We start from the raw sequence: 11,912 nt of genomic DNA, 5'->3' as shown, positions 1-11,912 counted from the left end.
TGTCAGAGATCCTCCCAGCGCAAACAACGGCTTTTCTGGGTCGACGTCGCCGCGAACAATGGCGGTACAGCAGTGCGGCAGGCATCGACAGCCAGGGCGCAACGCGGCGCGAAGGAGCAGCCTTTGGGCAGCAGAGCCAACGACGGAACATTGCCGGCGATGGTTGGAAGCGGCGTTCCTGCTGCCTTCAGCGTGGTGGCTTGGCCAAGCCGTGGCACCGAACGCATCAGCCCCGCGGTGTAGGGATGACGCGGACGGGTGAACACCTCGCTCACCGGACCCGATTCCACGATGCGCCCGGCATACATCACCGCGACCCGGTCGGCGATCTCGGCAACGACGCCGAGATTGTGCGTGACGAACAGAATGCCCATGCCGCGTTGCGCTTGCAGCTCGGCCAGCAGGTCGAGAATCTGGGCCTGAATGGTGACGTCGAGCGCGGTGGTCGGCTCGTCGGCGATCAGCAAGGTCGGATTGCAGGACAAGGCCATCGCGATGGTGGCGCGCTGGCGCATCCCTCCCGACAGCTCATGCGGGTATTGCCGCGCCCGCCGGCCGGGATCGGGAATGCCGACCTGAGCCAGCAGCCGCACGGCGTCGGCGGCCGCATCACGATGCGACTTGCCGAGATGGATGCGGATCGGCTCGGCGATCTGCTCGCCGATGGTGTAGACCGGATTGAGGCTGGTCATCGGCTCCTGGAACACCATGCCGATGTCGTTGCCGCGCACCTTGCGCAGCGACTCAGGATCGAGGCCGGTCAGCTCGGTGACTGTGCCATCCCTGCGCCGCAGCGCGATCGATCCCTCGGCGATGTGTCCGATCTTCTTCGGCAGCAGGCCGATGATCGACAGGCTGGTGACGGATTTGCCCGATCCGGATTCGCCGACGAGCGCGACCGTTTCACCCGATCCGATCGTCAGATCGACGTCCTGCACGGCGGCGATGTCGCGCCCCGCTATGCGGAACACGGCCCGCAGACCGGAAATCGAGAGAATCGGAGCGTCCACGGTCAGCGTAGCAGCCCGACGTCGCGCAGAACAACGTCGACCTTTGCGGTCTCCTCGTCGTTCAAGCTGCGTTGCGGCCGCGCCATGGTGTTGGAGGCGATGATGCCGAGGCTTTTCATCGCGGTCTTGAAGGCGCCGACACCGGCCGAGCCGGCGCTTGTCCTGCCGAGCGAAATCCAGACGATCTCGAACAGCTTCAACAGCCGCTCCTGCTCCACGCGGGCTTCGACGTGCTGACCCGCCTGCATCAGGTTCCACAGCTTGACGTAGCCGTGCGGATCGACATTGGCGAGGCCCGGCACGACGCCATGCGCGCCCATGGCAAGCACGCTGTCGACCAGGATCTCGGATCCGGTCATGCCGAAGAAATTCGGATCGTTGGCCATGTCCTTGAGCACATAACGCAGATTGCCGTCATCGCCGCTGGAATCCTTGATCCCCGCGATAACCCCCTCGCTGGCAAGGCCGACGGTGGTCTTGCGCTCTAGCTTGACATGAACGCAGACCGGAATGTCGTAGGCGATAATGGGGATGTCGACCGCATCCTTGATATAACGGAAGTGATCGCCGATCTCGGGCTGGCTGGTGCGGGCATAAAAGGGCGCGGTGACCACGACGGCGTCGGCGCCGGCCGATCTGGCTACCTTGGCGTGGTTGATGACACGATCGGTCGTCGGGTCGATGACCCCGGCGAAGATCGGAACGCGGCCATTGTTGACTTTGACCGCATGCTCGAGGATGGCCCTGCGGCCGGCCTCGTCATGGAAGACGACCTCGCTGGTCGAGCCGAGCACGAACAGCCCGTGAACGCCGCCGTCGAGCAGGTTCTCGATCGTCCGCGTGAACGACGGGAAGTCGACACTGAAATCGGAATGGAGCGGGGTGACGACAGGTGGCACGACGCCGGTAAACAGGGGCATTTTGAAAAACCTTCAGGTCAGTTGAGATCGGAACGAGGGTCGAATGCATCGCGCAGGCCATCGCCAATGAAGTTGATGGCCAGAACGGTGAGCACGAGCACGGCGCCGGGAAACATCCATTGCCAGGGATATTGCTCGAGCACGACGGTGGAGCGGGCGAGATTGAGCATGTTGCCCCAGCTGGCTTCGGGCGGCGCGATGCCGAGGCCGAGGAAGGAGAGGCCAGCTTCGAGCAGAATGGCGTTGGCGATCTGCAAAGTGGCGTAGACGACAAGAATGTCGATGCAGTTCGGCAGGCCGTGACGGAACAGGAGATGCGGCAGTCCTGCCCCCATGCCACGGGCGGCGACGACGAAGTCGCGCTCGCGCAGCTCGAGCAGCCGGGCGCGCACCATGCGCGACAGCACCGGCCATGAGAGCAGCGAGATCACCAGGATGGTCGGCGCGATGCCGGTGCCGGCAATCGAAGCGAGCACGAGCAGGAAGATCACCGGCGGCAGCGTCATTGCGAGATCGACGAAGCGCATCACCGTGCCGTCGACAACACGCCCGCCGAAGCTGGCGACGGCGCCGACTAGGAAGCCGATGACGATCGAGATGGCGACCGAGCAGACGGCGACCAGCAGCGAGATCCGCCCGCCTTGCAGCAACCGGGCCATGACGTCGCGGCCGACGCCGTCGCTGCCTAGCCAATGAATGGCCGACGGCCCCTTGTTGATCGCCCTGAGATCGATCGCGTTGGGGCTGAACGGCCACCATAAATGATAGGTCGAAACCGCCAGCAGGATAGGGATAACGATCAACAGACCGGCGCGCGCCGCACGATTTTCAAAGAAGCGGTCGAGCGCGCGGCGGAGCGGTCCTTTGGTTTGCGGCACAGCTGTCGGATCTGGCGCGGTGATCGTCATCACGACACCTGAATGCGCGGGTCGACGACGGCATAGACGATATCGGTCAGGAGATTGACCAGAATGACGCAGATGCCGATTACCAGGGTGGCGCCCATGATGACCGGGTAATCCCTTGTGCCGACGGCGTTGACCAGCAGCAGGCCCATGCCCGGCCAGTTGAACACGCTTTCGAGGAAGATGGCGCCACCGATCGCGATGCCGACCGTCGACCCGATCAGGGTGATGACAGGCAAAAGCGCATTGCGGGTCGCGTGCTTGATGATCACCCAGAATTCGCGCACTCCCTTGGCACGCGCGGTCCGCACATAGTCCTGGTTGAGCACTTCCAGCAGCGACGCGCGCATGTAGCGCATGATCAGCGCGGCGTGTCCGATGGACAGCAGGCAGGCGGGCAGGACGAGGTGCGCGAGCACGTCCGATATGGAAAAAGGTGCGCCGGCGGTCTGCATGCCGCCTGATGGCGCCCAGCGCAGCAACACCGAGAAGAAGTACAGTCCGAGAAGTGCCGTCAGAAAAGCCGGGCTGGAGATGCCGATGAAAGAAACCACCGACAGCGCGATGTCGGGCAGCGCGTTACGGCGGACGGCGCTGAAAATGCCGGCGGAAATGCCGAGCACGATGGCGATGGCTAGGCCCGTGCCCATCAGGAGCGCGGTCGGGCCGATACGATCCATGACCAGCGGCAGCACGGCAACGCCGCTGCGCTGGATCGAATAGCCGAAGTCGCCGCTGAGCGCAGCGCGAAGCCAGGCGAGGTATTGCACGGGAAGCGGCTGGTCAAGCCCAAGCCGGTCACGCAGGACTTCGAGGTCGGAAGCAGACATCGGGCTGGATGGGTTGATGTACGCGTCGATCGGATCGCCGGGCGCCAGCCGCAGAAGGATGAAGATGAGGACGCTCAGAGCGACCAGCATCAACAGTCCTGTAGCGCTGCGGCGGGCAATGAAACTCAGCATTGGCTGTCCGTGGTGATGGTGAGCGGAGCCGGCATCAGGCCGGCTCCGTGCAAAGGTGGGCCTGGAGTGGCCCGCCAGGCGTTTTTACTGGATGTCCCAGCGTTCCGGGTGAGCCGCGAAAGGACCGCCGGCAGGCGCCGGCGTCCAGACAAAATCACGCAGCTTGTTGGACGCCACGCCATAGCGGTTGGCTACCCATAATGTCGCCCAGGGCAGATCCTTGTTCATCACCTTGCAGACTTCCTGCCAGGATTGATCGATCTTGGCCGGATCGGTCTGGCCGAGCGCGGCGTCCAATGCAGCGCTCAGATCGTCGAACTCGATGCGCATGGTGTTGAAGCCTGCCGGCGGAATCTGGGACTTGTTGAGACCCGGGCTGATGCCAGCCGGATTTGGACCGTTCTGCAGGCCGGCATAGACCATCGCAAACGCGTTCCAGTCCGGCGTGCCTTCCTTGTAGACGATGCCATTATAGGTCGGCGTATCGACGACACGCGGCACAACATTGATCCCGACCTCGGCCAGCATCGACTGGATTGCGGCCATCACATTGGCCGCTTGCGGCGAGCCGTAATAGGTCAGCAAGGTGATGGGCTTATCGCCGTTGATCTTGTCCCAGCCCGCCTCAGCAAGCAGAGCCTTGGCCTTTGCCGGATCGTAAGCATAGGTCTCGAGGCCTTCGGGAAGCAGATGCGGCGCGACGTAGCCGCAATTGGCCGGTTTGGCCGCCCCGCCATAGAGGCTCTCGATGATGGCATTGCGATCGATCGCGTACATGATCGCCTGGCGGACGCGAACATCCCTGAAGAGCTCGACCTTCTGGTTGAGCCCGATGTAGTTGACTACATAAGAAGCGCCCTCGATCACCTTGAAATTGCTGTCGCTTTTGAAAGATACCGCGTCGTCGGGCTCGACATAGGTGAACTGGATCTCGCCGGCGCGCAGCGCGGCAACGGCCGCCGCCGGGCTCTCGAAATACCGGTTGATGAGCACGTCGGCCTTCGGCTTGCCGCCGCGATAGTCGTCATCCGCGGCCAGCTCGACATATTGATCGCTGACATAGCGATTGAATTTGAAGGGGCCGGTGCCGACCGGAGTGGTGGACCACCAAGTACTTGTGGCCAGCGTTTCCGGTGGGATCGCGGCCAGGGCATGCTCCGGCAGGATCATCACCTGCGAGAGAATGGACAGGAAGGAGCCGTTGGGCTTCGACAGTTTGACGACGACGGTGCGATCGTCCGGCGCGTCGACCGACGCGATGTCGCCGAGACGCGCGGCAAACAGGCTGCCGGACGCTTTGTTCCTGGCGAGCTCAAGCGTGAACTTGACGTCCTTGGATGTGAACGGCTTGCCGTCGTGCCAGCTCTCTTGGACGAGGTTGAACGTATAGGTCAGCTGGTCGTCGCTGACCCTGTAGTCCTTGGCCAGATCGCCTTCGAGTTCGGTCAGGTCGGCGTTGTAGATGACCAGCGGTTCAAAATAGGTGCTGAGCCAGGTAAAGCCGCCGGTCGCAGCCAGCGGATTGAAGTTCTTGGGAAAGCCGCCGGGGCCGACGTCGAAGCCCCCGGTTATGGTCTTCGCACCCTGTGCCTGGACGCTGGTGTGCAGGCCGATGCCGCCGAGCAGCAGCCCGGTGACGGCCAGATGACGAGCTATAGTCTTGATGCGCATGGTTTCCTCCCTTGGCATTGTCAGGTAGTTCGGTGTTGGTCAGGTCGTTCGGTTTTTGGCGATCACTTGCTGAATCCCCCTGTAGTGGTCGTCGAGGCGCTGACGCGCCCGATCGACATCCTTGGCGGCGACGGCCTCGACGATCTCGTGATGGTCGCGCCACGTCGCCAGCGGCGTCGGATTGTCGAGGCTGGTGAAGTTCGAGGCCTTGTTGAACGCCACCCAGAAGATGTCGATCAGCGCGCTCAGCATGTGATTGTTCTGGCAGCGGAACAGCAGCTGGTGGAATTGCTGGTCCTCCTCGGCAAAGCTCTCCTGGCGCTCGGCGCGCCGCCGCATGCTTTCGGTCAACTGGCGCAGCGCGGCGACGTCTTCGGGGCTGATCATCTCGATGGTCTTGGCGATGAGGCCGGTTTCAAGGACGCGGCGGATCTCGCGCAGCTCTTCCACGTCGCGCAACGAATCCTGCAGGCCATATGCCAGATTATCCAGCAAGGGCTTGAACGAGAATTCCTTGACGAACACGCCGATGCCGCGACGCGTCTCCAGAATGCCGATCGACTCCAGCGCCTTGATCGCTTCGCGCACCGAGTTGCGGCCGACGCCGAGCCGCTGCGCAAGGAAGGTTTCCGGGGGCAAGGGGTCCCCCGCCTTGAGCTTGTTGCTCTGGATATATTTCCTGAGGCTCTCCTGCACGCTGACGTGAAGCAGCGGCGGTCTGGTCAGCGGCTCGATCGACTTAGGTTCCGAGATCGGCTTGGGTTCTGAGATCAACTTGGGTTCCGGCATTTTGCTCCCAGCGCCGCTGCAATTTGCGCCCGTTGGCGCACCGCAAAGCGGTCGATGCTTGTAGCATAGCGACTTGTAGGATATCCTGCAAGTAAGAGGATTCGTCACTGAAATGAAGATTGTCCTGGCCGGCTCAAGCCATTGGCACGCCGAAATGCATCTCGACGCCACACACGCTTGTGGTGCCGAGATTGCCGGCATTTGGGATGAGGACGCGGAGCATGCGCGCGCCTTCGCGGCGCGTCATCATTTGCCGTTCATTGCGGATTTTGCGAAAATCCTCTCCAGCCCGCCTGATGTGATCCTGCTGATGGGTCATCCTTCGACGGTGCCCGTGCGGGCGCGGGCCGTCATCGAAGCCGGCATACCGCTGATCCTGGAAAAGCCGGCGGCGAGCAGCACCGGGGCGTTGGCCGCGCTGCGCGACCTGGCGAGGCAGCACCAGGCCTTTGTCAGTGTTCCCCTGCCCAACCGCTTTGGGCCGGCCGTCATTGGCTTTGAAAGGCTTCGCCAGCAAGGCCGCGCCGGTGCGGTTGCGCATTGCCAGTTCCGGCTGGTCAATGGCCCGCCGCAGCGCTATGCGGCCGACGGTGTCGCCTGGGTCGTGGATCCGGCGATCGGTGGCGGCGGCGCGCTGAGGAACCTCGGCATACACGGCATCGACGCCGCGCTCAGCCTGGCAACCAGCGGGCTTGAGCTGAAAGCCGTTTCGATCGGGAACCGCATTCACCGCGCCGAGGTCGAGGACCATGCGCTGCTTGTGCTGGAAGACGCTGCCGGAGCGTTGTTCATCGTCGAGGCCGGATACACTTTCGCTTCGATGCGCCCCGGCGGCGATTTCGAATGGCGCATCGTCAGTGAGAATGCGACCCTCATCGACTATGGCGACCGCGCCATCTGTGCGACGCTCGACGATGGCGTTATCGTCGACTTGCCGATCGAATTGCCGGCGACGCGCTATCGGCTATGCATGGGCGACACGCTCGACCGGCTGGCCCGAAAAGCGCCGCCGGCAATTTCGATCGATGACTATGTTGCGGCGATGTCGCTGATCGACGCCGCGTATGAAAAGGCAGGACGATGATTGGAATAGGCATTATCGGAGCGGGCGATTTCGGCGGGGCCCATGCAAGGGCAATCAAGGAAGTGCACGGCCTGCGCCTAGTCGCATCGTGCCGCGGGAATAACGATGCCCTGGCCGGCTTCACCGCCGAACATGGTGGTCGCGGCTACACCGACTGGCGCAAGCTGCTGGACGATAAGGATGTCGACGCCGTCCTGATCGCCAGCCCTCACCATCTCCATGCCGAAATGGCGATCGGAGCGGCAAAGGCTGGCAAGCACATCATGCTCGAAAAGCCGATGGCGCCGACGGCGGCGGCCTGCGATGCGATCAATGCCGCTGTGGCCGCCGGCGGCGTCAAGCTGATGGTGGCCCATCTCATGCATTTCGCCCTGCCCTGCATGGCGGCTAGGCAAATGCTGGAGGAAGGAACGCTCGGCCGGCCGCTCATCGGATCGAGTTGGATCATCAAGCTGTGGATGGAGCACAATCGCCGCGACTGGCATCTGCGCAAGGCAACCGGCGGCGGCATGCTGTTGACGGCCGGCATTCATGCGCTCGACCGCCTGGTCTGGCTGATGGATGACGATGTCGTGTCGGTGAGCGCCATGCTCGGCGCCAAGTTCCATGACCAGGAAGCCGACGACACCGCCCTGCTCGGACTGCGTTTCGCCGGCGGCGGGCTCGGCCAGGTGCAGAGCATCGGCTACCGCAATGGCGCGACCAGCTACGCCATGGACCTGGTCTGCGAGCAGGGAACGCTGCGCATCGACATGGACCGAGGCACGATGCTGGGGCGCGATGCGGTCTGGACCGACCTGCCCGGCTCGTTCGAGCCAAACTGGATGCACAACGCGCTGGTGCGCGAATGGACGGCGATGGGCGATGCCCTTGCAAACGACAAGCCGGTGCCGGTCGATGGTGCCTATGGACGCAAGATCATCGGCATCATCGAGGCCGCCTTCTCGTCGAACGAAACCCGGCGCGAGCACGAGATCGCCGGTGCGCGCTGAGCTGGACGACCATCTGACCCATTTGCCTGCACAGGCGCCGCGCGGCGTCTGGGGCGCGGTGATGCTGGCCATCGACGACCGCGGTGCAATCGACTGGGAGGCGACGGAAGAGACGATCGCGCGGCTTTGCGCGGCCGGTGTCGACGGCATCTATTCCAACGGCACGGCCGGCGAGTTCCACTGCCAGACCGAGCCTGAGTTCGATCGGCTTTGCGACCTGGTGGCCGCGTCAGCGGCTCGCGCGCGCCTGCCCTTCCAGATCGGCATCAGCCAGTCCAATCCGCGCGTCGCGCGCGAGCGGCTGACGCGGGCATCGGCGCTCCGCCCGGCGGCGATGCAATTCACCTTGCCTGACTGGTGGCCGCCCAGCGACGATGAGGTCATGCGCTTCGTCGGCGGTCTTTGCGAGACTGCGCCTGACACGCCGCTGGTGCTCTACAATCCACCGCACGCCAAGCGCCGCCTGACGCTCGAAGGCATCGCCAGGCTGCATGCAGCCGTGCCATCGCTGGTCGGCGCCAAGCTGCCGGGCGGCGACGCCAACTGGTACGCCGACATGCGCCGCGAACTGCCGGGATTTTCGGTCTTCGTGCCCGGCCATACGCTGGCGACGGGATTTGCCCAGGGCGCCCACGGCAGCTATTCCAACGTCGCCTGCCTCAACCCGAAGGGCGCGGTGACGTGGTGGCAGATGATCCGCACGGATGCGGCAGCCGCTGCCAAGGTCGAGACGCGCATACAGGCCTTTCTCGCCACGCACGTTCTGCCTTTTCGCGCTCGCTACGATGTCAGCGATGCGGCGCTCGACAAAGCGATGGCGGCAGCCGGCGGCTGGGCGCCGCTTGGCTCGCGACTGCTCTGGCCTTACAGCTCGGTTCCCGACGAGGCGACCGCGACGCTGGCCGAAGTCGCACGCACGGCCTTCCCCGAATGGTGGGAGTGAGCGGCGGTTAATCGAGTGCGCCTGCCCTGATCCAAAAGGAACAACCATGGCCTTGTTCCGGGTTTGACGCACGGCGGACTCGTGATCATGCTGGACCGATGACAAGAGGTGTACTGCTTGACCTCGCAGGCGTCATCTATGATGGCGAGACCGCCATATCAGGCGGAATCGACGCCGTTGCGCGTTTGCGCCAGGCCGGTTTGGCCGTACGCTTCGTAAGCAATACCACGCGCTCGTCGAAACAGGGGGTTCTCGAACGTCTGGAGGCGATGGGACTCACCGTTACCAAGGCAGATGTTTTCACGCCGGCGCACGCTGCTCGCGAATGGCTGCTTCGCAATGGCCGTGCGCCATACTTGTTGGTTCACCCCGGCCTTGCGCCGGATTTTGACGAGCTGCCGGATCGCGACAAGCGCGCCGTCATCGTCGGCGATGCCGGAGACGCCTTCACATATGCGGCGTTGAATGACGCGTTTCGTGAGCTGAGTGCGGGGGCCGAATTGCTGGCCCTTGCCACCAACCGGACGTTTCGGGACGCCGACGGCGGACTCAGCCTCGATGCAGGGCCATTCGTCGCGGCATTGGAATTTGCCTCCCTGAAACGCGCAACTGTCCTCGGCAAGCCCTCGTCGGCATTCTTTCTGTCGGCGCTGGCAAGCATGGACTGTCCGCCGGATCAGGCGATCATGGTCGGCGACGACGCCGAGGCCGATATAGCTGGCGCCCTGCGCGCCGGAGTTTCGGGCGCATTGCTGGTGCGGACAGGCAAATACCGGCAGGGCGATGAAAAACGGTTTGATCCGCGCCCGACCGCAACCGTCGCCGATCTCGCGGCGGCAACCGACTGGATCATTGCGCGCCGAGACTGATTGCGCAGGCTGAACCGGCCGCACAGCGCCCGCAACCCGGACCTTGTGCTGCGCGGAATGAACGAAGCGCAATTGAATGCTGAGCCACGGAAGGCGGATAACAGCGTGCGCCTCGCTAGAGCAGTTCAGCTTTTGATAGAATCGCTGACCCGCTCTAAGTATTTGTTTTTACGCAATTCCGGACGAAAAACCGCTCCGCGCTTTTCCCGGAATTGCTCTAGGTCATTTGACGCTCCATTTCCACCTCGGCCCCTAGACTTTCGATGTCGCGGAAAATCGAAGCGACAGCCAGCGTGCGCCCTTCGCGCTTGAAGCGGAGCAGGCAATCCTTGGCAAGGATGTCTCCATCGACCACGATCTCGTCCCATTGCGCGGCATGGCCGACGTAGTTGATGGGCACATCATAATGCTGGCTCCAGAAGAACGGCACGGCGACGAATTTCTCGCGATGGCCGAGCATGTTGAGGGCTGCTGTTCGCCCCTGCCTCTCCGCAACCACCCAATGCTCGATCCGAATGTTCTCGCCACTGTGAGGATCTGGCCACCGCGCAATGTCGCCAGCCGCGAAGATGCCTGGTGCGCTCGTCTCCAAAAAGGCGTTCACGACGACACCGCGGTCAAGGATGAGCCCCGCCGTTTCGGCAAGCCCCGTCCGCGGTCGCACGCCGATGCCGACGACGACGAAATCCGCCGCCAACGTATCGCCGCTGCTGAGTTTCACCTTGCTGCCGTCGATGCTGCTCGCGGTGTCCTCGAGATGGAATACGACACCATTCTCCTCATGGAGGGCGCGGATGAAGTCGCCCATTTGCGGCCCCAGGACCCGTTCCATGGGCCGTTTTTCCGGCGCCACGACATGAACTTCGATCTCGCGCGAGCGCAGGGCCGCGGCAACCTCCAGGCCAATGAAACTGGCGCCAAGCACGACGGCGCGGCGCGCAGTCGTGGCTCGCTCGATGATCGCCTTGCAATCTGCGAACGAGCGCAGCGTGTGAACGTGTGGCTGGTCGGCGCCTTGTATGGTCAGGCGAACCGGTTCGGCTCCGGTCGCAAGGAGCAGCCTGTCGTAAGGAGTCCGTGTCCCGTCCGCGAGCACAACTTCGCCAGAACGTGCATCGATGCTGGCGACGTTCGCGTTGAGACGCAGGTCGATGTCGTTCTTCGAGTAAAAGCTGTCTCCGCGGAGCGGAACCCAATCCTCCGGCGCTTTGCCGGCGAGATAGTCCTTGGAAAGATTGGGCCGATCAACGGGCGGCGCTTCGTCGTTGCTGAGCATGACAATGCTACCTTGATAGCGTTCGCGCCGCAGTTTTTCTGCCGCCGCGAAACCGGCCGCGCCGCCACCGACAATGACGATTTTCTCTGGAGCCTGGCCGGAGCCTCCATCGCGCTGCTTCGGTGCCGTCCGCTTGCGCTTTTCTCCCACGAATATCCGATCATCGCGTTGTTCCACCGACCAGCAAGCGAGTGGATTGAAAGCAGGGGCGCGCAAGGCCTCGCCTGTACGCAAATCGAAGCACGCGTGATGCCAAGGACACCGGACGGTGTCTTCCACCACAAGACCGTCGACGAGCGGCCCGCCATAATGTGTGCATGTCGCCCCGATGGCGAAGACCTCGGCCCCGCGGCGCACCAGCAGCACCTGCTCATCGCCGCAATGGCCGAGAAGCTTTCCGCCATCGGGAAGGTCGGATAACACGATGCCCTCGACCAGATCCGGCCCGTTTGGTTTGGTATGACCTTCAGCCATTTTCCTCTCCCTTGGCG

The 11,912-nt window shown here is 63.3% G+C and carries 11 protein-coding genes; 4 read left to right on the top strand and 7 right to left on the bottom strand.

All coding sequences use genetic code 11. The features are described 5' to 3' along the window. Positions 1–2 precede the first annotated feature (2 nt). The 6 genes from EOC94_RS05605 to EOC94_RS05580 form a co-directional block, all read right to left on the bottom strand. Positions 3–1,010 (bottom strand): ABC transporter ATP-binding protein, encoded by a 1,008-nt coding sequence (locus EOC94_RS05605; RefSeq protein WP_127289033.1) that lies wholly within the window; start codon positions 1,008–1,010, stop codon positions 3–5. 2 nt (positions 1,011–1,012) lie between these two features. Beyond that, the gene (locus tag EOC94_RS05600) at positions 1,013–1,930 is read right to left on the bottom strand and encodes a dihydrodipicolinate synthase family protein (protein ID WP_127289031.1); all 918 of its coding nucleotides are present in this window, start codon (positions 1,928–1,930) and stop codon (positions 1,013–1,015) included. Between the two features lie 17 nt (positions 1,931–1,947). Beyond that, on the bottom strand, positions 1,948–2,838 hold the full coding sequence (locus EOC94_RS05595) for an ABC transporter permease (RefSeq protein ID WP_127289029.1): 891 nt from the start codon (positions 2,836–2,838) through the stop codon (positions 1,948–1,950). Continuing rightward, positions 2,838–3,797: an ABC transporter permease gene (locus EOC94_RS05590; protein ID WP_127289027.1), complete on the bottom strand. Its 960-nt coding sequence runs from the start codon at positions 3,795–3,797 to the stop codon at positions 2,838–2,840. The genes EOC94_RS05595 and EOC94_RS05590 overlap by 1 nt, the downstream gene beginning before the upstream one ends. Before the next feature lie 84 nt (positions 3,798–3,881). After that, positions 3,882–5,468, bottom strand: coding sequence for an ABC transporter substrate-binding protein (locus EOC94_RS05585; protein ID WP_127289025.1), 1,587 nt, complete (start codon positions 5,466–5,468; stop codon positions 3,882–3,884). Between the two features lie 39 nt (positions 5,469–5,507). After that, a complete protein-coding gene (locus EOC94_RS05580; protein WP_245465508.1) occupies positions 5,508–6,239 on the bottom strand; it encodes a FadR/GntR family transcriptional regulator in 732 nt (243 codons plus the stop codon). Positions 6,240–6,369: 130 nt separating this feature from the next. On the opposite strand from EOC94_RS05580, the gene EOC94_RS05575 reads away from it, so the two are divergent. The 4 genes from EOC94_RS05575 to EOC94_RS05560 all read left to right on the top strand — a co-directional run bounded on the left by EOC94_RS05575 (position 6,370) and on the right by EOC94_RS05560 (position 10,145). Continuing rightward, complete coding sequence (locus EOC94_RS05575) at positions 6,370–7,341, top strand: Gfo/Idh/MocA family oxidoreductase (protein ID WP_127289021.1); 972 nt, start codon at positions 6,370–6,372, stop codon at positions 7,339–7,341. After that, the gene (locus tag EOC94_RS05570; RefSeq protein ID WP_127289019.1) at positions 7,338–8,333 is read left to right on the top strand and encodes a Gfo/Idh/MocA family oxidoreductase; all 996 of its coding nucleotides are present in this window, start codon (positions 7,338–7,340) and stop codon (positions 8,331–8,333) included. The genes EOC94_RS05575 and EOC94_RS05570 overlap by 4 nt, the downstream gene beginning before the upstream one ends. Next, positions 8,323–9,276 (top strand): dihydrodipicolinate synthase family protein, encoded by a 954-nt coding sequence (locus EOC94_RS05565; protein ID WP_245458071.1) that lies wholly within the window; start codon positions 8,323–8,325, stop codon positions 9,274–9,276. Before EOC94_RS05570 ends, EOC94_RS05565 begins: the two co-directional genes overlap by 11 nt. Before the next feature lie 98 nt (positions 9,277–9,374). Further along, positions 9,375–10,145, top strand: a complete 771-nt coding sequence (locus tag EOC94_RS05560) for a TIGR01458 family HAD-type hydrolase (RefSeq protein WP_127289017.1) — start codon at positions 9,375–9,377, stop codon at positions 10,143–10,145. A 217-nt stretch (positions 10,146–10,362) separates the two neighbouring features. Here EOC94_RS05560 and EOC94_RS05555 read toward each other — a convergent pair whose 3' ends face one another. Further along, positions 10,363–11,895 (bottom strand): FAD-dependent oxidoreductase, encoded by a 1,533-nt coding sequence (locus EOC94_RS05555; protein ID WP_127289015.1) that lies wholly within the window; start codon positions 11,893–11,895, stop codon positions 10,363–10,365. Between the last annotated feature and the right edge of the window lie 17 nt (positions 11,896–11,912).

Origin of the sequence: Mesorhizobium sp. M6A.T.Ce.TU.016.01.1.1 (genome assembly GCF_003997065.1) — a bacterium.
Classification (GTDB): Bacteria; Pseudomonadota; Alphaproteobacteria; order Rhizobiales; family Rhizobiaceae; genus Mesorhizobium; species Mesorhizobium mediterraneum.
This window is presented reverse-complemented; position numbering and strand designations above follow the sequence as displayed.